We start from the raw sequence: 22,486 nt of genomic DNA, 5'->3' as shown, positions 1-22,486 counted from the left end.
CAGTCAGAGGATCAAAACAATGCCGGATCCCAGAACTGATGTCCGGTCATTGCATCAATGAGGCGCTCTCAACCATTCAACTATAAGTCGACCTCAATACTAAGGGTGATAGCTGACAAATTTGACTGCTCATGAAAACTCATAAAGTCTCCACATCAAGCATTTTGATCCCAAGCCGCCAATGAGCACAACAGGAGTGACTTATAGTGTCTATCAAAAATTTCTATTATGGCCTTTCGGCTGCTGCGGCAGTCTCGACCTTTGCGCTCTCGATCAGTTTTGCGACCCTGTCGTCGGCGGCTGAGGCTCCGGCGGAGCAGCAGTCCCGTCCGCCGATCAACAGCGGTGCGAGCGGTGGTGCCAACCCCGGCGGTGGCAGCGGCTACAACCCGGGTGGCGGCGGAGGCGGCCAGAACTCCGGTGGTGGCGGCTACAATCCGGGCGGCGGCGGAAGCGGGCAGAACTCCGGTGGCGGCGGCTACAATCCGGGCAGCGGCGGCAGCGGCGGCAGCGGCGGCTATAACCCCGGCAACAACAGTGGCGGTGGTTACAACCCCGGCAACAATGGCGGCGGCGGCTACAATCCGGGCTATGGCGGTGGCAACCGCGGTGCGTTTGTCATCGCCTATCGAGACCATAACTATCGCGGTCGTTCGATCCGCTTCGATGGTGAAGTCGTGAACCTGGACCATACCGGTTTCAATGACGAGATCAGCTCGATGCAGTTCCGCGGCCAGTGGCAGGCCTGTACCGACGCGTATTTCCGCGGACGGTGCATGGTATTCCGGAACAATATCCGTGACCTTCGGGACTCCGGAATGAATGATCGTATTTCGTCCCTGAGGCCCATCGGCTAGGGCGCGCGGCGGTGGGCATGCTGTCCTGCGGCAGCCGGCCCACCCCGGCCAGACCGAGGGCTCGAGCCCGACCTTGTGAGCTTCCGGACCCGATGCCGAACGAGCGGGTCCGGCAGGGCCCCTGTCTGCTGATCACACCCTGATGGGGTCATGCGCGGGTCTGTCCTGCGCCGCCCGCCTTTATCCCTGCCGGGGCTTAAGCAGTGGCGTGACGATCGGCATGGTGAGCATGGTCGATCCGACGGCCATCAGCAGCAGGGCGGTGAAGGCGTCATTGCTGATGATCTGCCGGTCCAGAAGGATGTTGGCGAAGATGATCATGATCAGCGCCTTGGTCTGGAGCAGCCAGCCGATTACCCGGGCCTCACCTTTCGGCCATTTCAGGATGCGGCCGGCCAGATGAACCCCGGTCAGCTTGCCGGCGATGGATGCGAAAAGCAGCAGGCCGGCGGCGAGGAAGACCGCCACCCCGCCGACGTCCCATTGCGTTTTCAGGCCTGTGCTCAGGAAAAACACTGGCATGAGCGCCAGGAGGATGTGGTTGCGAAACAGGTCCATCTTCGTCCGGTCGAACCAGGACTTGTCCAGCACGGCTCCGGCCAGGAAGGCACCGACCATGAAATGCAGGCCTGACCAGTCGCCGGCAAGGCCGCAGGCTGCCAGCCAGATCAGGCTGACATACCAACGGTCGGGCTCCGGCAGACGCTTCATCAAGGCCCGGATCGCCATGGTCGCAACGACAAAGCCGACGACAAATGCCGCCTGGCGGCCGATGCGCTCCCAATCCAGCAGGATGAGCGCCAGGACGCCCCAGATGGCGATGTCGTCGAGGCTGGCGTAGCGAAGAATGCGCTGACCCAAGGGCTGACGGAGAATCTCCAGCTTTTCCATGAACAACATCAGGATCGGAAGGGCTGTCACCGCACAGGCCATGCCGATGCCGAGGACGACCTGCCAATTCTCGGCGCCTGACCCGGCCCAACCAGGAAACTGCACCAGACCGATAGCCGCCACGGTACCGAACACGAGCGGCGTCGCCAGGGCCAGGCCGGCCGTCACGCCGGTCTCGACCCGATTGGTCCAGAGCTCGCTGGTATCCAGTTCGAGGCCGGCGACGAAGACGAAAATCATGACTCCCCACCATGCGACACCATTCAAGGCCATGATGACCTGCGGGTTGAAGACGGCCGCGTGCGCGTCCGGGAGCACGGCTCCCAGAATGCCGGGGCCCAGCACTATGCCGCCGATGATCTGCACCACCGCCAGGGGTGCGTAGGCCTCCGTTCGCAGGCCGCGCCAGACAAGGTAGGGCACGCTGAATATGATCAGCATGGCCGCCAGATACAGTTCGATCGTGTTCATGGCGTGGTTCATGGCACCCTCCGACGGATTGCCCGGTCTGGTTCAATCAATGACGCGCGTTCCTGTCGTCCGGCGAGAAGGCCGGCGTCAGCGGCCGGACTGACCATAGCGACGCTCGACCGGAGCATAGCGGTCCCAGACGGCCCGATCCGCCAGAGAGCGCAGGAGTTTGATATACTCTGCATGGGTCCAGGCCAGCGGCGTCGCTGAGTCCGTGCCCTCGCCCGGGCGGTACTGGTTACGCGTCGGATTGCCGACACCGTCCCAGACCTGCTCAGGCAAAAGGAGGCCTTCGTTGGCGAAGGACTCCATTCCACCGACATAGGTCGTGCGAATGGCCTCAAATGCCGCGTCGTTCGCGCCCTCGGAAACGGCGCGTGCGATTTCATAATGGCCTCGTTCGCCGGTGAAGATCGGCCAGACCCGTCCGCGTTGACCGGGCGTCATGCCGCCGACGCCATAGTTGCCGCCCGTGTCGATATTCTCGCCGTAACCATCGTTGCCGTAGCGACGCCAGCCCGGCGCACCGTTCAGATCATAGCGCACGCGCAGGCGGGCTTCCCGGGTCTGGTCATCATACTCGGGCAGGCTGGCTGTGATCGAAGGGGCATCGGCAGCCCTGACACCGTAGCGGACCAGCTCAAGGAAACCGCCGTCGATGATGCGGTCCTCCGGCAGGCCGGGCTGGCCGTTGTTCTCGCCCAGCAGGCCTTGATCGTTGGGGTCTTCGTTGCGGCTGAGGCGCAGGAAGTAGCGGCCGTCGCCGAGGCTTCCTGCGGTCGTGAACATCCGGGATTCCAGCTTTGACGCATAGTCGTCGGCGGCGGCCTGGTAGCGGGCGGCGGAGGCGGGGTCGCCGGAGGACCGCGCGATATCGGCGGCGACGGTCAGGCCGGTGATGACGGCCGCGGTGGTAGAGGGCGAATGACCTTCCTGCTCCTCCCAGCGTTCCTGCTGGGTCCAGGGCGGGGTGATCTGGCGGTCGTTCCAGAGGATGCCGGCCTTGCCGCCATCGACGAGAAAGTCAGCGGCGGGTTTGATCATGCGGAAATACATGGCGGTCAGCTCGGCGTCGCTGATGCGGCCGGCCTTCCAGAGCTTCCATCCCAGCATGATGGGCATGGCGGTCTGGTCCAGCTGGACCCCGACCCACTCAATCTGCCCGTCGACATGGGTTTTCTGCAGGAACCAGCCGGTCGCGCCGGTGTTGCCCGGTGTGTCGGCGCGGACCTGGACCTGGGGCAGGTAGCGGAAGGCGGCGACCGGCGTCTCGACGTCACCGAGGGCCATCAAGGCCATGGCGACCTGATAGAAGTCGCGCGGCCAGACGGCCTTGTAGCCGGTCGATGAGGCTGTGGCGTCGACGGTCTCGCCCCATGGATTGGACAGGGAGGCGATCAGGGCACCGGCAAAGGTCCGGTCTTCCTGAACTTTCAGCATCAGGGCGGAGGCCCAGGCCAGCTTGCCACCGTCGGTGGACTGTTCGGCGATCCGGGGCAGGTCCGTAAGCGAGGCCAGATAGTCTTCCCAACCGACGTGGTCACCCTCACCATTGAAACGGGAAAGGACTTCGTCGAGCCCGGTCGTGAAGCTCTCCGTGGCCGAGCGACGGGCCTCCTGACGGGACCGGCCGAAGCCGATGACAAAGTCCTGTTGTCGGGTCTCACCCGCCCGCAGCCGCTCGAGGCCGGCGGTCAGCATGATGTTGCCGTTCGTGTCGCCGGTGGAGCGGTAGACGTGGTCCAGCCGACCGTCTGCGAGGTCAGTCAGGCCGTCCGAGGTTCCCACATAGCCGACACTGGCGGTGACGAAGGGACGATCGGCCTGAAGCACAAGGTGGGTGTCCCCCTCGTAAGCATAGAGTGCACCCGGTTCCTGCTGCTCCACACCGTCAATGATCGGGCGCCCCGAGGCAACGGCATCTCCGGAGTCACCGACCCCCGTATTGGCCATATGCGGCTCAAGCAGCAGATAGGGTTGGATGTCGCCCCGAAGGCCGCGGATCGCCGTGCGCACGACCAGGGACTGACGATCGGGGTCGGTGTAGATGCGCTTTTCGATCTCGAAGCGGCCGCCGCGGTCCGTGGTCACCACCCGATAGGCCGGCGAAAGTGGCCGGCCGCGCGCGTCCGTGTTCAGATATTCAATGCGGCTGGTCGTGTCGCGGCCTTCGATGAAGACCTGACCGTCGACCACAACGGCGAACCGCATCTGTTTGATCTGGGCCTCATGGATCAGGCCGTACATGGTCTCGGTCAGGACACCGTCCGCGAGCGAGAACCAGACCCGGGAGACGTCGCCGGTGCGGCCACCGTCACGGTACTGCCCGTCGACATAGGCTTCGTAGGACGCACCTGCGCCGGACTTGGCCGCGCTGGACCAGACGGGCTGGTCCCCGGGTGCGCCCGGCGCGATCGCAGCGACCTGCGGGGCGGGGACGATTACGGGCGTAGCCGCCTCGCGGCCGGGAATCAGGCCTTGCAGGGTCGAACATCCCGCACTCAGCAACAGGGCGGCACCGAGGGCGAGGCGGGAGACTGTGCGCATGGTGGGGCTCGTCATTCGGGAGGCAGGAGAAAGGTCAGCGGGGTATCGAGGCGTTGATTCCAGGAGGCCTCATTATGCTCGGCGCCGGGGAAGACCAGGCTTCGAAAACGGTCCGGTTCCCATCCCTCGCCCGAGACGACCGTGTCGATACGGCTCTGAAAAAAGGCATAGAACTGGTCCAGCGTTTCGTCCCCGCGATCAAAATAGAGCCGGTGCGTCGCGGGATCGGGCAGGCCCCGGGCGATGACATCGCTCCATGTCTGGACGATGGTTTCGCGCCAACGCTCCAGCCGGTTGTCATCGAGGCGTTCGATCCGAAGCGGCCAGTGGGTCGACAGGCAGCCGGCGCTGCCGAAGACCTCCGGATGTTTCATCAGGGCATACAGGGAGATCAGTCCACCCATGCTGGAACCCATGATGACGGTATCGTCGCGTCCCGGGCGGGTGCGGTAGGTGCGGTCCACGAAGGGCTTCAACTCCTCCACGAGAAACCGGAGATAGCCGTCTGACAGGGGTTCCCCGCCGTAGAGGTTCAAAAGATCCGACCGGATGTCCCCCGGCAGGGCGCGGATCATGTCGGCGGGCACGTATTCGCGCAGGCGCAGCGGGGTGTTGTGAACGCCGACGACGATCGGCATCCGGATCTGGCCCCCGGCGCCCAGCCGGCTGACATGTTCATCCACACCCCATTCGACCCCAAAGCCGGCCCGCGCATTGTCGAACAGGTTCTGGCCGTCGTGCATGTAGAGGACCGGCCATCCCTCTCCATTGGCCTCATAACCGGGCGGAAGCCAGACGGTGACGTCGCGCGGACCCACATGGGCCGAGGTCATCTGCGGGTGTTCGACAAGTCGGCCGGCGGCCGGAACCTCGGCCCTCGCCGACAGGGGGCCGCCGAGGATCGGCAGGGCGGCCAGAGCCTTCAGGGCATGACGCCGGTCGATGTTCACGGCATCACCTTCGGTTCCGTCACCCGCAGGCTGCAGGCGGCCGCGATGAAGAAGCTGACCCCGCCCACCACCAACGCCCAGATGGCTTGCGACTGGAACAGGGCGTTGAGCATGAGCCCCAACACGGTTGCGGCGACCAACTGGGGCACCACGATGAAGATGTTGAAGACGCCCATATAGACGCCCATCTTGCGCCCCGGTACGGCGCTGGACAGGATCGCGTAGGGCATCGAAACGATCGAGGCCCAGGCGATGCCGACCCCCACCATCGGCAGCCATAGCATCTGCGGATCGCGGATCAGGAAAATGCCGAGCAATCCCAGACCGCCCATCGAAAGCGCCACGGCATGGGCCCCGCGCCTGCCAATCCGGCGCGCCAGCACCGGCAAGGCGAAGGCAACCAAGGCCGCGACGCCGTTGTAGATCCCGAAGAGGACACCGACCCAGTCCGCCCCCTCATTGTAGGCCGCCGAGGTCGGGTCGCTGGAGTTGTAGTGGACGGCTGTCACCGCAGCGGTGGTGTAGATCCACATGGCAAACAGGGCGAACCAGCTGAAGAACTGCACCACCGCCAGCCTGCGCATGGTCTCGGGCATGCCGAACATGTCGTCGAGAATCTCGGTCAGGCCATTAGAGCGGGCGGCACGACGCAGACCCGCGACCAGCAGCTGGAGAGCACCGAAGGCTGCAACGAAGCCGGCCAGGATGTACAGTTCCTTTCCGACCGCCTTGCGCCAGTCCTCGAGATCGGCCGGCAAGGCGATGGCTTGCTCGCGCACAAGCCAGACGGCCAGACAGGCCAGTGTCCCCAAAGTGAGCCACACCAGCCCGCCGGTGAGATAGCGGGCGGCCGGACGCAGGGCCTCGGTCGTGACCGGCGAGGGGCGAGCCCCTTCGAAGGCATCGATCTGCTCGGGGCTGTATTCCTTGGTGGAGAACACCGTCCAGAGCACGGCGACCAGCATGGCCGCCGCGCCGACATAAAAGCTGATCCGCACGGTGTCGGGCACGATGCCCTCCGGCGCGGTCGAGGCGACATTCAGGACGTTGGACAACAGCCACGGAAGGCAGGAGGCGAACACCGCGCCGGTGCCGATGAAGAAGCTCTGCATCGCATAACCGGTGGCGCGCTGTTCCTCGGGCAGATTGTCGCCGACGAAGGCGCGAAAAGGCTCCATGGTGACGTTGATCGCCGCGTCCATGATCCAGAGGGCCGCCGCCGCCATCCAGAGAACGGGGGCGTTGGGCATGAAGATCAGGGCGATGGTCGTTGCGATCGCGCCGAACAGGAAGTAGGGCCGCCGCCGGCCCAGCGGCCCCCAGGTCTTGTCGCTGAAATAGCCGATGATCGGCTGGACGATCAGGCCGGTCAGGGGCGCGGCGATCCACAGGATGGCCAGGCTGTCGACCTCGGCGCCCAGGGTCTGGAAGATGCGGCTGGTGTTGGCGTTCTGAAGGCCGAAGCCGATCTGGATGCCGAAGAAGCCGACGCACATGTTCCAGATGGCAAGCTGACTCAGGCGCGGGCGGGTGCGGCCGACGAGGGTGGCGTCCGGTGCGTTGGTGGTCATGTGCGGCGTCCTCTGCCGATCGGTACGAAGCGGATGGCCTGACCGCCACCGGGGGCCAACTGAAGGCTCAGGGTGTCACTGGCTGTGACCTCGCGGTTTTCGATGACGATCGCCTCGCGATTGGTCTGCCAATGGGCGTCCGGCGCGTCACGATAGATTTCAGCTCGGTAGCGGTGGCCCGGGTCGAGGAACGACAGGGCGGCGTCCAGCACCCGTGGATGCTCGTCGGTGACGGCACCGAGGAACCATTCGTCGGAGTTCCGGTCCTTGCGAACGGTGGTGACGTAGTCGCCGATCTCGCCGTTGAGAATCCGGGTCTCTGCCCAGTCGACGGCGACGTCCTTGATGAACTGGAACGGGCCCGGATTGGCCTCGTAGTTCTCCAGCAGATCCGCCGCCATCTGGATCGGGCTGTATATGGTCACATACAGGGCCAGCTGTTTGGCCCAGGTGGTGGCGATGCCGTCCGGGCTGCGCGTCTTCATGCCGAATATACCGGGCGTATAGTCCATCGGCCCGGCCAGCAGGCGGGTGAAGACGAGATTGGCCTCATGCTCGGGCGGGTTGCCCGGCTGGCCCCAGGCGCTGAACTCCATGCCGCGCGCGCCCTCGCGCGAGATCATGTTCGGCCAGGTTCTGCGCAGGCCCGTATCCTTGAAGGGTTCGTGGGCATTGACGGCGACCTGATATCGGGCAGCCGTCTCGACCACGCGGAGCTGGTGCTGGGCCATCGGCTGGCTCTCGTGCCAGGCCAGGCGTGGTTGTCCGTCCGGGCCGCGCACCCGCGCTCCGGCCGCGTCCGCGACATAGCCGGTCTTGACCGAGTGCCAGCCGAACCGCTGCATCTGGGCAAAGGCGGCATCCAGCTGTTGCTCGTAGTGGAAGGCGTTGCCGCCGGTTTCATGGTGGCCGATGATTTCTACGCCCTTCTGGCGAGCGTAGGCCGCGACGCGTTCGAGATCGAAATCGGGATAGGGTCGGGTGAAGCTGTAGTCCCAGCCGGTGCCGAACCAGTCGCCGTCCCAGCCCACGTTCCAGCCCTCGATCAGCACGCCGCCGAAGCCATGCTCAGCCGCGAAATCGATGTGTTTGATGGCGTTTTCGGTCGTCGCGCCGTGCTTCGGCCCCGAGCTCCAGGACTTCAGGTCCAGGTGCATCTCCCACCAGATGCCGACATATTTCATCGGCTTGAACCAGCTGACGTCGCCGAGCGTATTGGCCTCGTTCAGGTTCAGGATCAGGCTGGACTCGACCAGGTCCCCGGCGCGGTCGGCGATCTGCAGCGTACGCCACGGCGTGGTGAACGGGGCGGTCAGCTCGACGGCCGCATTGGTCAGGCCGGGGGTCAGGAAGGCCTTGAACCGCCCGCCCTCGACCCGCCGCAGGTTCATGCCGGAATAGTCGGTCAGCGCCGCCTCGTGGATCGAGACATGCAGACCGTCATCGGTACGCACCGTCAGAGGGGTCTGGGCCACACCGACCGAGTCGATCCGGGTGCGGTTGTAGAGATATTCCTCGCGGTTCCATTCGAAGGCCGGGATCCACCAGGCGGTGCCGGAATCGATGATGGCGAACTCGGTCAGTTCATCGCCGATGCTGACGGTCTTGAGATTGGGCTGGTCCGGGATTTCGTATCGGAAGCCGAGGCCGTCGTCGTAGAGACGGAATACGACCGCCATCCGCCGCTGGAGGCCATTCCGTTCCGTGAAGTGGACCCGGAGCTGGGTGTAGTGGTTTCGGATGAAGCGGCGCTCGCCCCAGGGCTGCTCCCAGTTATCGTCATGCAAGGTGGGGGCGTCGGCGGTGATGACGAAATTGCGCTCCAGCTTGGCCGCGTCGGTCAGCAGGAAGCCGAGCCGGGACGGGGCGATCACGGGCCGCCCCAGACGGCTGACGCTGTATTCCGGGCGCCCCTCGCCGTTGACCGTCACCGATACCGAAAGAATGTTTCCGGGTGAGGCCGCGGTGAACACTTCTCCGGCGGGCTGCGCCTTTGCTACGGCGGGCATGCCGGCAAGCATGGCTGAGGCTGAGATGAGCCTGCGGCGACTTAACATCGAGGAGCGCTCCCGGGCATTGCACTTGCCAAGCGCGACCGGAGGGGCGCAGAACAAGCAAGATTTGCAGCAAAATTTGCAGACAGAGTACCGACCGGAGCCCACGCTTGAGCCGACGCAACACCCGTCTTGAAGATCTGGCCCGGCTGGCGGGCGTGTCGATATCGACCGCATCGCGGGCGTTGAACGACAGCCCGGCGGTCAACGCCCGCACGAAGCAGCTGATCTGGAAACTGGCGCGGGAGCATGACTATCCGTTTCGTCGGTACATGCCGGCCGGACCGATCGGTGCCGACGGCGTAATCGCGCTGGTAACGCCCCGGCCCCAGGGCCGCGAGGGTCGGTTGAGCGACCCATTCTTTCTTGAACTCCTGGCCGGCGTCGGCGAAGCGGCGCGTGAGCGCGGCTGCGACGTGATCATGAGCCATTTCTCGCCAACAAGTTACGACGACCTGTCGGCGGCCTTGAATACCAGCCGGGCCGACGGCGTGATCTTCCTCGGACAGAGCACCCTGCATCAGAGCCTGAACCGGCTGGCCGAGACAGAGGGCCGGTTCGTGGTGTGGGGTGCCCAGATGCAGGACCAGGCCTATTGCTCGGTCGGGTCTGACAATCTGGCCGGGGGGCGTCGCGCGACGCTGCATCTGGCCCGGCTGGGGCGCAAACGCATCGTGTTTCTTGGCGATCTCGACCCGCCGGAGGCCATGCAGCGACATCGCGGCTACCTCGAAGCGCTGGCAAAGTCCGGGATCGATGTCGATCCGGACCTCATCATGGAAGCCCATTTCGAGGTCGAGTCGGCCGAGGCCTCTGTCGATGGCCTCATTCGGCGGGGTCTGAAGTTCGACGGCATTGTCTGCGCCTCGGACCAGATCGCGCTCGGCGCAGTTCGTGCCCTGTTGCACGCCAACCTGCGCGTGCCCGAGGATGTCTCGGTCATCGGGTTCGATAATGTGCCGTTCAGCCGGTACAGCCGCCCGGCTCTGTCCACGATCGCCCAGGATACGATGAAGGCGGGCCGGCTTCTGGTGTCCAAACTGCTCGACAATTCCGGGGACGCGGTCGGTCGCTCGGAACGCATTCCCACCGACCTGATCGTGCGTGAGAGCTGCGGCGGCTGAGTTCATCCGGGCGTGCCCGCGAGCACCAGCCCCGCCATCGGTGGCAGGACTCCGGGCTGCGCAGCCTCGAGATTGACCGCCTCGATGATCCGAAGCCCGGGCGGTATCGTCCACGATACCGGGCCGTGGCCAAGGTTGAACACGCAAAGCAGACGCTCGCCACGAAACAGTCGTTCGAAGCACAGCAGGTCCCGGTCGGCCTCCAGAAGGTTCATCTCGCCCAGCAGGAGGGAGCTGTGTGCCTTGCGAAAGGCAACCAGGCGTCGCGTCGTGTGAAGCATGGAGGACAGATTGCCCTCCTGCCGGTCCACGGACAGTGGGATATGGACCGGATCGATCGGCAACCAGGGCTCGACGGTCGAAAAGCCGGCCTGGGGTTGCTCTGCCTTCCAGGGCAGGGGCGTCCGGGCACCATCCCGGCCGAGGGTCCGGGGCCAGTTGGCGATGGCCTCTGGATCGACCAGCCGCTCGAAGGGGACATTGGCCTGGGGCAGGGCGAGTTCCTCGCCCTGATAGATGAAGACATTCCCCCGCATGGTCATCAGCAGGAGCATCGCCATCTCGGCGAAGGCCTTGAGGTCGCGGCCCTCAGCCCAACGGGAGATGGCGCGCGGTGCGTCGTGGTTCGAGAAGGTCCAGGAAGGCCACCCCTGGCCGGCGCGGCCCTGCCAGGTCTCGGCGCCTTCGCGCACCAGCGCGGGGGCAAGCCGGGGGGCGTAGAGGTAGAGGAACCCGTAGGCGCTGTTCAGGTGACGCTCGCCCTCGGTAAAGGTCTGCATCTCCTGGTCGGCATGGTCGCCGCCGACTTCGGCCACGCTGAACCGACCCCCCCGGCTGTCGGTCAGGGCCCGGATTCTTACCAGGAAGTCGACGATCCCCGGATGGGACTGGTTGTAGAGCTTGTCCTGGAAATCGAATGGTCGGGTGCGCTGGCCACCGGGCGGTGCCGGCGGATTGTCCCGCAACTGCGGGTCGTGCATGGCGAAATTGATGGCGTCAAAGCGGAAGCCGTCAACGCCACGGTCCAGCCAGAAGCGGGCGACCTCAAGCAGGGCGTCCTGGACTGCCGGATTGTGCAGGTTGAGTTGCGGCTGCTCCGGCAGGAAGTTGTGCATGTAATACTGGCCGCGTCGGGCGTCCCAGGTCCAGGCCGGACCGGAGAAGACGGACTGCCAGTTGTTGGGCGGCGATCCGTCGGGACGCGGGTCAGACCAGACATACCAGTCCGATCTGGGCCCGCTGCGGGCCTTGCGGCTGTCGTGGAACCACGGATGCTGGTCCGATGTGTGCGCAAAAACCAGATCGGTGATGATCTTGAGGCCGAGGGCATGGGCGCGCGCGATCAGGCGATCGAAATCGGCCAGGGTTCCGAATACGGGATCGACGTCGCAATAGTCTGCCACGTCATAGCCGAAATCCTTCATGGGCGAGGTGAAGAAGGGGCTGAGCCAGATGGCGTCGACGCCGAGCGAGGCGATATGATCGAGGTGCCGGGTGATGCCGGGCAGATCCCCGATGCCGTCGCCGTTGGTATCGGCGAAACTGCGAGGATAGACCTGATAGATCACAGCCCCGCGCCACCAGTCGGCAGCGCTGGCAAGGGACGGTTGTCGTTCGAGAATATGGGCGGTCACGCTGGGCTTTCGGAGACGCAAACGAGATAGCCCAGAGCGGGCAGGGAGAGGGAGACGACGCCCGGAGCGGTGCTGCGGGACGGGCAGGCACCGATCAGCGATTGCCACGCCGCAGAATCGGCCTCGACCGAGACATTGACCTCGCGGGCTTCGGTCGCCGTGTTGAACACCACCAACGTCTCTCCCCGGGAATCGAGGCGGGAGAGTGCCAGAACGCCCGGGGTCTGGTCGGCCGAACGGACCACCACACGACCTCGCCGGAGTCGCGCGTCCGCCGCGCGCGCCGCGGTCATGACGGCGATGCGCCGGTACAGGTCAGCCCCGGGATCGAAGGGCCCTGAAGCCGTGCCTATGCGGCGGTCGTCGGCGTAGGATGGGGTCTGCGTCTCGAACATGTCCTGCCGTGACCGCCGATCATCCCCGTCGCCGGTAAAGCCCTGCTCATCACCGTAATAGATCACGGGCACGCCCCGTCCGAGCACAATCAGGGCATGGGCGAGCGCGGCTCGATCCAGCAACTCGGCATCGGCAATGGCCGGCCTCTCCCTGAGGATCAGGTGTCCGATACGGCCCATGTCATGGTTGCCGGCGAAGGTCGGCAGCCGCAGGGCGGCCGCGGCACCACCCGCATAGACCGGATCGGCGTTGAGGACCCGGGCAATGCGGTCGGGACCTGCGGTTCCCGCAACTGTCTCCTGGACCGCGCGCTGCCAGGCGAAATCCAGAACGCTCGGCAGGGTATCGACCTGGGTGTGGCGGGCCAGTTCGCCGGGCTCGAAACCGTAGACCTCTCCGAAAATGTGGAAGTTCGGGATCCCGGCTGCCCGCGCGCGTTCCAGGATGGCCGGGACAAACGCTTGCCAGAACTCGGGATTGACGTGTTTGGCCGTGTCGATCCGGAACCCGTCGATCCCGTAGGTCTCGATCCAGGACGCGTAAAGTTCGATGAAGCCCGCGATGACGCGGGGATGCTCGGTCATCACATCGTCAAGTCCGGCGAAATCGCCGTCCAGCGCACTTTCGCCGTACCAGGCACTGTTGCCGCGGTTGTGGTACAGGCCGACCTCATTGAGCCAGGCCGGTGCCTTGATGTCCGTCTCACCCGCCGGGACATAGGGGCTGTAGGCATAGTCGGGCCGCGTCAGCCGCGCGAAATCCTCAACCGATCCGTCCCCGACAAAACCGGCGTTGATGGCCTCGCCCGAAACGCCACCCCTGCGCTGGACGGGATAGTCACGGGCCCAGCGATATGCGCAGTCATTGGCCGGGCATTCCCGATACCGGATAACGTCGGCGGTGTGATTGATCACGATGTCCAGATAGACTTTCATGCCGCGGGCGTGTGCGGCGTCGACGAGGGCGCGGAACTCTGATTCCGTGCCGAAATGCCGGTCCACGCGGGTGAAGTCGGTGATCCAGTAACCGTGATAGGCTGCGCTTTCCTGGCCGGGCGGTCCCTGCACAGGCTTGTTCTGAAAGATGGGCGCAAGCCAGAGGGCGGTCGCCCCCAGGCCGCGGATATAGTCGAGCCGATCGGTCAGGCCTGCGAGATCGCCGCCGTGGAAAAAACCGGGATCGGTCGGATCGTAGCCGGTGACCAGACGGTCGCCCGACAACCCGCCCCGGTCGTTTGAAGGGTTCCCGTTGGCGAATCGGTCAGGCAGCAGAAAATAGATGACCTCATCCTCGGCGGGCCGCTCGCGCAGCGCGCGCAGGGTGTCGGGGCCGCTTTGGGCGGATGAGGTACCGACGAGTCCCGCCCATGCCAGCGCGACGAGGGTGGCAAGCACGCCGGCACGTGTTCCTTTCCGGTCGCGGAGGGATTTGCTCATCGTTTGGCGTTCCTCGAGCGCCGGGAGCCCTTTTGACCCGCAGCCAAGTTTGCAAGATTTTGCAGCGGAGTTGCTGGCTGTCAATCCGAATGATGTCCGGGTCGAAAATGCGGCAGCGCAAGGAAGGATGGCCTTGTGCACTGCAACAGGGCCGGTCGCCGCCGTCACATTTTGGCCACGTAGCCGCAAGAGGCGGCGGATAGCCGCTTGCAAGGTTTCCGAAACTTTGCATTACTTTGCGGTGAAACCGGACGCTTCGCGAGAAAAGCGGCGGCCCAAGGGAGAATGATGATGAACTACCAGATCACCCGGCGCGCGCGCCTCCTCGCCGGCGCCGCCTTCGGCGCAATCGGCATCCTGACGGTCGCGGGCGCTGCCGTCGCCCAGGAGTCGCCGCAGGACGGCACCGAGGCGCAGGAGATCGATGAAGTCATCGTGACCGGCATCCGGGCCTCGATCCAGAGCTCGATCGCTGCCAAGCGCAACAACACCTCCATCGTCGAGGTCGTGACTGCTGAAGATATCGGCAAGCTGCCGGACGTCTCCATCGCCGAATCGCTCGCGCGCCTGCCGGGTCTGACGGCTCAGCGTCTCGACGGCCGCAGCCAGGTGATCTCGATCCGGGGCCTGGGCCCCGACTTCACCACCGCCCTTCTGAATGGCCGCGAGCAGGTCTCGACCGGCGACAACCGCGGTGTGGAGTTCGATCAATATCCTTCGGAACTGCTGTCCGGTGTGACCGTCTACAAGACGCCGGACTCGGCGCTGGTCGGTCAGGGTCTTGCCGGTACGGCAGATCTGCAGACGATCCGGCCCCTGGCCTATGGCCGTCGCGCCTTTGCCGCCAATGTCCGCTATGAGCTGAACGACATCGGTGCCCTGAACGCCGGGACGACGGATAACGGCACCCGTTACAGCGTGTCCTACATCGACCAGTTCGCCGACGACACCATCGGGATCGCCCTGGGCTATGCCCACATGGGCTCGCCCTACCAGTCCGAGCGTTTCAACGCCTGGGGCTATCCGGATATCGCGCCCGGTGTCCGGGTCATCGGCGGCACGAAGCCTTATGTGATGTCGTCCGAGCTCGAGCGTGACGGCTTTATGGGGGTCGTCGAGTTCCGGCCCAATGACCAATGGCACACGACGATCGACGCCTTCTATTCGAAGTTTGACAACACCCAGATTCTGCGCGGCATCGAGTTTCCGCTGCAGTGGTCATCGGCTTCGCTTCAGCCGGGACGAACCGTCACCGACGGCCTGGTCACCCAAGGCACGTTCAACAACGTGCGCGGTGTCGTGCGCAATGACGTGAACACCCGCGAAAGCGAGGTCAAGGCGCTGGGCTTCAACACGGAGTACACACCGAACGATCGCTGGACCCTCGTTGCGGACGTCAGCTTCTCCAGCGTCGACCGCACCGACCAGATCATCGAAAGCTACGCCGGCACGGGCGACAACGGATCGGGCGCTGCTGATTCGCTGACCTTCCGGATTGACGGCAACGGTATTCCCCAGTTCGACAACACGCTGAACTACGCCGACTTCAACCTCATCCGCCCGAGCAGCCCCCAGGGCTGGGGCGGGGATGTGATCCCCGGCGGGCAGGACGGCTATCTGAACAGCCCGACGGTCACCGACGAACTGTTCGCGACCCGTCTGCAGGCCACGGCGCATCTGACGGATGGCCCGGTCACTTCCGTGGACTTCGGCGTCAACTACAACACGCGGGAGAAGGAGCTCATCGCCGATGAATTCTTCCTCGGCGTGGCGGGCGGCGGGTTCAATGTCGTACCGACCCAGTTCCGACTCGCCCCGACTTCACTTGCCTTCATCGGCATCCCGGGGATGGTCAGCTACGACACCCTCGGCCTGCTCAACAGCGGCTTCTTCAATCGCGTCCGCAACCCCAACTCGGACGTCCTGGCCAAGAACTGGTCTGTTGAGGAAACGATCGTCACGCCGTTCATCCGGGCCAATCTGGAGACGACCTTTGCCGGCATGCCTCTGACCGGAAACGTCGGCTTCCAGGTCGCCATGGTGGACCAGAGCTCGAGCGGCTTCGCCGCGACGGGCGGCGGCGCGGGTACCCGTTCCGTGGCGGTTACGGGCGGCGACACCTATTCCGAGTTCCTGCCCAGCGCCAACCTGATCTTCGAAATCGGCGACCAGCGCTTCCTGCGTCTGGCTGCGGCGCGGACCCAGGCCCGTCCGCGGATGGACGAGATGCGGGCGTCCCGGACCTTCGGCTTCAACAATGCGTTGAACGTTCCGGGCGCGACCGTGAACAGCTCGCCCTGGAGCGGCGGCGGCGGCAATCCGGAGCTTAAGCCTTGGATCGCCAATGTGTTCGACATCTCGATCGAGCAGTATTTCGGTCGCTCGGCCTATGTGTCACTCGCGGGCTTCTACAAGGACCTGGATACCTACATCTACAACCAGAACCTGGTCTTTGACTTCACCGGCTTCCCGACCGGTGCTGGTGCGCCCGTGATCAACGAGGGTCTGGTTTCCGCGCCCGCCAACGGCGAGGGTGGGGCGATCTACGGCGTCGAGTTCTCGGTCTCCACACCGTTCGACTTCATCTCGCCTGCGCTGGAAGGCTTCGGTGGACAGTTCTCGGTCTCCTCCACCGAGAGCGAGATTCAGCCGAACCCGAGCAGCCCCTCGACGCCGATCCCCGGGCTGTCGGAAACCGTCGCCAACCTCACGCTCTACTATGAGCGGGACGGTGTTCAGGCCCGGATCAGCAACCGCTACCGCTCGGAGTTCCTTGGCGAAGTCGCCGGCTTCGGCAACGGCCGGACCCTCCGCCAGGTCGGCGCGGAATCCATCGTCGACGCCCAGATCGGTTACCAGTTCGAATCCGGACCGCTGGAAGGCCTCTCGGCCCAGTTCCAGGTCAACAACCTGACCGATGAGCCTTTCTACACCTACGAGAACGGTGACGAGCGGCGGATCATCGACCATCAGGTCTACGGCCGGACCTTCCTGGTCGGTCTGAACTACCGCTACTAATCGACCCAACCGGTCGGGGAAGGGCCGCTTCGGGAGACCGGGGCGGCCCTTTTGCTTCATGGGGTTGATGAGCGCTGGCGTCAGGAGCTGGACGTCACGTCTGAATGAAAGCTGCGGGGCCGCATGGTTGATGTGCGGACCTCACAAGGCCAGGAGATTGCCATGACCGAAAATCAAACAGCCAAACCGAAGGGCACGGGCCTCGCCTTCGCCTATGTGACGACGCTGTTCTTCGCCTGGGGTTTTGTGACCTCACTGATCGGTCCGCTGATCGCGGCGGTCCGGCGGGTCTTTGAGCTCAGCTATACCGAGGCGACCCTTACGACCTTTGCCTGGTTCATCGCCTATGGCGTGGCGTCCATTCCGGCCGCGGCCCTCCTCGGGCGGCTGGGCTATAGCCAGGCCATCATCGTGGCCCTGGTCACCATGGTCGCGGGGTGTCTGATCGTGCCGATCGCCACCCTGGCAGACTTCTATCCCGGGGTGCTGATCGCCCTGTTCGTGATCGCGTCCGGAGTCACCCTCCTGCAGGTCGGTGCCAACCCCCTGGTGGCGGCCCTGGGCAATCCGAAGAGTTCGCACGCCCGACTGAATTTCTCGCAGTTCTTCAACTCCCTCGGCACCACCCTCGGGCCGCTGATCGCCGCGCCGATCCTGCTGACCGGCGGGGTGTTCGCCGCAGACGCCATCATCACCGATCCGGCGACCCGGGCGGAATCGCTGCGCAGTATCGATCTGGCCTTCCTCGCCGTGGGCCTGTTCTTCGCGGTGGTGGCCGGCTTCATCTTCACCGCCCGCAAGACGATCAATGCGGCGGCCCCCGTGCCGACGGCCGAAGACCGGATGTCGCCCCTGGTCGCCCTGAAGTCGCCCTGGGCCGTCTTCGGAGCCCTGGCCATCTTCTTCTACGTCGGGTCTGAGGTGACCATCGGGGACCTCCTCACCAATTTCCTGCACAGCCCCGACATTCTCAACCTGCCGCTGGCGACCGCCGGCAGTATGGTGGCCTGGTACTGGGGCGGGGCCATGGTCGGTCGACTGGTCGGTGGCCTGCTGATGCTGACGAAGATCCCGGCCACGACCATCCTGATCTTCAATACGGCCGTGGCGGCCACCCTGTGCCTGGTGGTCACCCAGACCAGCGGGACGACCGCCGCCTATGCCGCCATCGCGATCGGCTTCTTCAACTCGATCATGTTCCCGACCATCTTCACCCTGACGCTGGAGCGTTCCACCGCACCGGTCCCGGCCACCTCGGGCCTGCTGGTGTTCGGCATCATCGGCGGCGCCCTCCTGCCGCCGGTCGCCGGGCAGATCGCCGACAACTCGGCCACGCTGAACCCGGTCTTCTATGTGCCGCTGATCGGCTATCTGCTGCTCGTGGGCTTTGCCTTCGCCGCATCGCGGGCGAGCATCCGGAATGCCCCGGCTGCGGGCGGTACCCCCGGGGGCCACTGAAGCCCTCCGCCGCGCTCCATATCTTCTGCCGATGCTGTGTTCGGCAAGGGCAGGGGCGCGGCGGGCTGGGACTCAGTCCGGCCCGGACCACATGTCCCGCGCCTTCAGATAGGCTTCATGCTCCGGCAGGGCCGCCACCGTGCGTGCCAGTACGTCCGACACATGGTTCAGGCCCGCCGCATTCCGCGCGGCATCCTGGTAGGTATAGAGCGGGTTCGGGCCGGTCGGCACGATGCCCTGGCCGTGCATCACCGCCAGCCAGGAGCCCTGGCTGAAATACTCGTCAGCGCCGACCTGGTAGAGCAGGGCGCGATCACGGAACGCCTCGACCCTTTCGGCCAGGCTGTCGGGGATCGGCATGGCCGCGACCTGCCGCCAGAAGGGCGTGTCGTCCCTCTGACTCGCATGATAGTGCAGGATCACGAAATCGCGGATCAGCTCGACCTCACGACCCAGACGCCGGTTGTAGCCGTCGATGTTGACCTGGCTGAAATCCCTGTCCGGGAAATGCTGCAGCAGGCGGTAGATCCCGGCCTGGACCAGATGGATGCTGGTTGACTCCAGGGGCTCGATGAAACCGCTGGACAGGCCGAGACTGACGACATTCTTGTCCCAGTATTTCCTGCGCCGGCCGGTCACGAACCGCAGCGGGCGAGGCTCTGCCAGGGGCTCGCCGTCCAGATTGGCCAGCAGGGTTTCGCGTGCCGCGTCGTCCGACAGATGGTCCGAGCAGTAGACATAGCCATTGCCGGTCCGGTGCTGCAGGGCGATCCGCCATTGCCAGCCGGCCTCGCGGGCTGTCGACAGCGTATAGGGCGTGAGCGGACTGACGCTCGCGCAGGGTACCGCCATCGCCCGATTGACCGGGAGCCAGTGCGACCAGTCTTCGTAACCGGCCTTCAGCGCCCCCTCGATCAGCAGGGCCCGGAATCCGGTGCAGTCGATGAACAGGTCCGCTTCCAGCACCTGTCCGTCTTCAAGGGTTACGCCGGTGACAAAACCGTCCTCGGGCCGCTGGTTGACCTGGACGATCTTGCCCTCAACCCGCTGGACCCCGCGCCCTTCACAGACCTTGCGCAGATACCGGGCGAAGAGGCCGGCGTCGAAATGATAGGCGCTGAACAGGCTGTTCGTGGGTGAGCGCGGATCGGGATCACGATCTCCCACCTTGCCGGCATCGGCGGCACGGGAGCAGATCGAATAGTCGGCCAGCTCACCGGCAAGACCTCGCGCCCTGAGCGCGAACCAGGTTTGCTGGAATTCCGCCAGGGTCGGTCCCCGGCCAAAGGTGCCGAACGGGTGGACGTAGCGGTTGCCGATATGCCCCCAGTCCTTGAACACGATGGCGACCTTCAAGGTCGCCTTTGTCTCCCGCATGAACTCGGCCTCGTCGAGACCGATCATGGCGTTGAAATCGCGAATGGGCGGAACCGTCGCCTCGCCGACGCCCACGATTCCGATGTCGTCGGACTCGACCAGGGTGACCTTTGCATGAGGCCCCAGCGTGCGTTGCAGCGCAGCGGCGGCCATCCAGCCCGCGGTCCCACCGCCGACGATCAGGATAGAGCGAATGGGTTCGGGCAAGGGAGTCTCCGGCCAGCTTTCGGCGTGCTGATAGGAGTATAGGTAGCGTAGTTGATGTCAGTCCACGACAACTCGTCGCGAACATCGAAACCGGGTTTTTGGCTTGGCGAGGGCTCACATTCACGCCTTGCCGATTTCATTCTGTGCCCCGCCAGCAAGTTGGTCACAACCGCTGCGGCGGTTGCTGCGGCGACCGTCTTGCCGAGGACTGGATCCGGGTTCTGGCCCCGCTTTCAGCTTGCCCCGTTTCAGGGGATCACGCCTTGGTGAGCCAGCTTCCTGAGCCCGTTCACGCGCGGGATATCTGCTCTATCCCTGCAATGGACCATAAAGCCAGTCTTTAGTATGAAGTCATCATCCGAGGTCAGCTTTCGGATGAAGCGATTCCCGGATACCTCGGGAGCAGCAGGCAGGGCTGCGGAGGAGCGATGATGTCCCGGCGGCGCGGTTTCCTTTCGATCACCTGTCTGCTGGCCAGCGTTTGCGGGCCGCTGCCGGCCCTCGCCCAGACACCGCCCCCGACGGAACCGGCTGTGGAGCCAGCCGCTGAGTCCGGCGTTCTGAGTTTCCCGCCGGAATTCTTCGCAGAAGCCCGGCCTACGACCGCCAGCGAAATGGTCGGACGTGTGCCCGGCTTTGTCATGATCGACATTGAACAGGATGTGCGCGGTCTGGCCGGGGCGACGGGAAACATCCTGGTGGATGGCCAGGTTCCGTCACTCAAATCGGTCAGTCTGAGAAGCTTCCTGCAGCGCATCCCCGCCGGAACCGTAGAGCGTATCGACCTGATCCGCGGCGGCGCGCCCGGCATCGACATGCAGGGTCAGCCCGTCGTCCTGAACATCATCCGTCGCGGCGGATCCTACTCAACCATGTCCTCCACCGTCTTCGTAAAGGTCTACCCGGAGGGTGACCCAGGCGGGCACGCCCGCATCGAGGCCGCACGGCGTTCCGATGCCTTTTCGATCGAGGGGACGCTGTCGTTCCGGGATGAGTTGATGCAGATGGATTCGGGGGACGGACCGGTCTCGCTGCGCTCGGCAGACGGCACCCTGATCCAGTCGGGCGATTTCGGTACGGACTTTCGGACCCGTGCCCTGGAGGGAGGGCTGGCGGCGGAGGTCGATCTCGGTGCCGGCAACCTCCGGCTCAACTCGACCCTGCGATCGAACAACAATGACCGGAACGAGCTCTATGAGCTCGTGAATGTCATGACAGGTCCGGTCCGCGAAACGACTGAGTCAGCCCTTGAAAGTACCGGCGGGGAGTTGGGTGCCGACCTTGAGTATCGCCTCAGTGATCGATGGCTGTCCCGCCTCGTGCTGATCCAGACCTATGACCGCGATGACCAGCGCTCGGGGAGCACCGGACGGGGGGCACCGGAACGGGCCAATGAGATCGCGACGGCAATGGAGAGCATCCTTCGCGGAGCAGCGACCTTTCAGGCGTCCGAAACCCTCAAGCTGGAATTCGGCGCTGAGGGGGCCTTCAACAGCCTCGATGTGGAGTCTTCACGGTCGTCTGGCGGCGTGCCCGTTATCCTGCCGGTCGCCAATGTGCTGATCGAGGAGGGACGCGCGGATGGCTTCGTCGCGGCCAGCTGGTCACCGATGCACGGTATCGACCTGGAACTGTCGGGCCGATACGAGCGCTCGACAATCTCCCTGAGTGGCGATGCCCGGCAGGAGAAGACGCTCTCCTATTTCAAGCCGCGGTTCCTTGCAGGCTGGGCGGTGAGGCCCGGCACCCAGTTGCGGCTGCGGCTCGAGCGGGAAGTCGGCCAGCTGGACTTTGAGGATTTTGCGGCATCCACGGACTTTGGCGAGGGTGTTGTCAGTGCAGGCAATCCAGACCTCGAACCAGAGGTGGCCGATGTATTCGAGCTTACGGCCGAGCAGCGGTTCTGGGGCAGGGGGGCGGTGCTCCTTTCCTACCGCCATGACCGGGTACAGCAGGTCGTTGACCTGATACCGGTCGCGGGTCGCTTCGACGCCCCGGGCAACATCGGCGACGGCACGCGGGATGAGGTAAGGCTGAGCCTGACGCTCCCGCTTGACCGTCTGGGCGTCAGCGGAGGAATCGTCCGGTTCAACGGGACCCGTCGGTGGTCGTCCGTGACTGATCCGGTCACCGGTCAGGATCGCCGCATCTCGGGTGAGCGCCCGTTTGAGGGAGATTTCCAGTTCTCCCGGGACCTCCCGTCGCTCAGGTCCACCCTCGTGCTTGAGGGTGACCTTGCCTATACCTCGCGCTCCTATCGCCTGCGTCAGGTTCAGACGACGGAGCAGGGGGGCTGGTGGAAGCTGTTCTGGGAATACTCGCCGCGGACCGATCTGGCGTTTCGTTTCCAGGTCGAGAATTTTTCCTCAAGGGAACGGACGCGGATCCGGGAGCTCTATTCAGGGCCACGCGACGTGGCGGGGATCAATGCCATCGAGCGTCGCAGCGCCACCTTCGAGCCCTTCTTCTTTGCGCGGGTCCGCAAGACCTTCTGA

The 22,486-nt window shown here is 64.7% G+C and carries 13 protein-coding genes; 5 read left to right on the top strand and 8 right to left on the bottom strand.

All coding sequences use genetic code 11. The features are described from left to right. Positions 1-206 precede the first annotated feature (206 nt). Positions 207-857 carry a beta/gamma crystallin-related protein gene (locus Q0053_RS02070; protein WP_298095323.1) on the top strand — a complete coding sequence of 217 codons (651 nt, stop codon included), beginning with the start codon at positions 207-209 and terminating at the stop codon, positions 855-857. A gap of 180 nt (positions 858-1,037) precedes the next feature. Here the strand turns inward: Q0053_RS02070 and Q0053_RS02065 are convergent, their stop codons facing one another. The 5 genes from Q0053_RS02065 to Q0053_RS02045 form a co-directional block, all read right to left on the bottom strand. Continuing rightward, on the bottom strand, positions 1,038-2,231 hold the full coding sequence (locus tag Q0053_RS02065; protein ID WP_298095321.1) for a cation:proton antiporter: 1,194 nt from the start codon (positions 2,229-2,231) through the stop codon (positions 1,038-1,040). 75 nt (positions 2,232-2,306) lie between these two features. After that, positions 2,307-4,766, bottom strand: coding sequence for a glucan 1,4-alpha-glucosidase (locus Q0053_RS02060; RefSeq protein WP_298095318.1), 2,460 nt, complete (start codon positions 4,764-4,766; stop codon positions 2,307-2,309). 11 nt (positions 4,767-4,777) lie between these two features. Then, positions 4,778-5,716 carry an alpha/beta hydrolase-fold protein gene (locus Q0053_RS02055; RefSeq protein ID WP_298095315.1) on the bottom strand — a complete coding sequence of 313 codons (939 nt, stop codon included), beginning with the start codon at positions 5,714-5,716 and terminating at the stop codon, positions 4,778-4,780. Next, positions 5,713-7,287 carry an MFS transporter gene (locus Q0053_RS02050; RefSeq protein ID WP_298095312.1) on the bottom strand — a complete coding sequence of 525 codons (1,575 nt, stop codon included), beginning with the start codon at positions 7,285-7,287 and terminating at the stop codon, positions 5,713-5,715. Before Q0053_RS02050 ends, Q0053_RS02055 begins: the two co-directional genes overlap by 4 nt. Continuing rightward, positions 7,284-9,296, bottom strand: coding sequence for a glycoside hydrolase family 97 protein (locus tag Q0053_RS02045; protein ID WP_298095309.1), 2,013 nt, complete (start codon positions 9,294-9,296; stop codon positions 7,284-7,286). Before Q0053_RS02045 ends, Q0053_RS02050 begins: the two co-directional genes overlap by 4 nt. Positions 9,297-9,451: 155 nt before the next feature. Between Q0053_RS02045 and Q0053_RS02040 the strand changes: the two genes are divergently transcribed. Then, the gene (locus tag Q0053_RS02040) at positions 9,452-10,465 is read left to right on the top strand and encodes a LacI family DNA-binding transcriptional regulator (RefSeq protein ID WP_298095306.1); all 1,014 of its coding nucleotides are present in this window, start codon (positions 9,452-9,454) and stop codon (positions 10,463-10,465) included. A 2-nt stretch (positions 10,466-10,467) separates the two neighbouring features. Here Q0053_RS02040 and Q0053_RS02035 read toward each other — a convergent pair whose 3' ends face one another. Continuing rightward, positions 10,468-12,099 carry an alpha-glucosidase gene (locus tag Q0053_RS02035; RefSeq protein WP_298095303.1) on the bottom strand — a complete coding sequence of 544 codons (1,632 nt, stop codon included), beginning with the start codon at positions 12,097-12,099 and terminating at the stop codon, positions 10,468-10,470. Then, a complete protein-coding gene (locus Q0053_RS02030; protein WP_298095300.1) occupies positions 12,096-13,931 on the bottom strand; it encodes an alpha-amylase family glycosyl hydrolase in 1,836 nt (611 codons plus the stop codon). The genes Q0053_RS02035 and Q0053_RS02030 overlap by 4 nt, the downstream gene beginning before the upstream one ends. Before the next feature lie 291 nt (positions 13,932-14,222). Here Q0053_RS02030 and Q0053_RS02025 point away from each other — a divergent pair, with 291 nt between their 5' ends. Both Q0053_RS02025 and gluP read left to right on the top strand, forming a co-directional pair. Beyond that, a complete protein-coding gene (locus Q0053_RS02025; protein ID WP_298095297.1) occupies positions 14,223-16,949 on the top strand; it encodes a TonB-dependent receptor in 2,727 nt (908 codons plus the stop codon). A 162-nt stretch (positions 16,950-17,111) separates the two neighbouring features. Further along, positions 17,112-18,407, top strand: a complete 1,296-nt coding sequence (gene gluP / locus Q0053_RS02020; RefSeq protein ID WP_298095294.1) for a glucose/galactose MFS transporter — start codon at positions 17,112-17,114, stop codon at positions 18,405-18,407. A 72-nt stretch (positions 18,408-18,479) separates the two neighbouring features. On the opposite strand, the gene Q0053_RS02015 is transcribed toward gluP, so the two are convergent. Then, positions 18,480-19,991: a tryptophan halogenase family protein gene (locus Q0053_RS02015; RefSeq protein ID WP_298095291.1), complete on the bottom strand. Its 1,512-nt coding sequence runs from the start codon at positions 19,989-19,991 to the stop codon at positions 18,480-18,482. Positions 19,992-20,422: 431 nt separating this feature from the next. Here Q0053_RS02015 and Q0053_RS02010 point away from each other — a divergent pair, with 431 nt between their 5' ends. Beyond that, the gene (locus Q0053_RS02010; protein WP_298095288.1) at positions 20,423-22,486 is read left to right on the top strand and encodes a TonB-dependent siderophore receptor; all 2,064 of its coding nucleotides are present in this window, start codon (positions 20,423-20,425) and stop codon (positions 22,484-22,486) included.

This window comes from Brevundimonas sp. (assembly GCF_027487935.1).
Lineage (GTDB): Bacteria > Pseudomonadota > Alphaproteobacteria > Caulobacterales > Caulobacteraceae > Brevundimonas.
The sequence above is the reverse complement of the archived record's forward strand: the minus strand, read 5'-3'. Positions and strand labels throughout refer to the sequence as shown.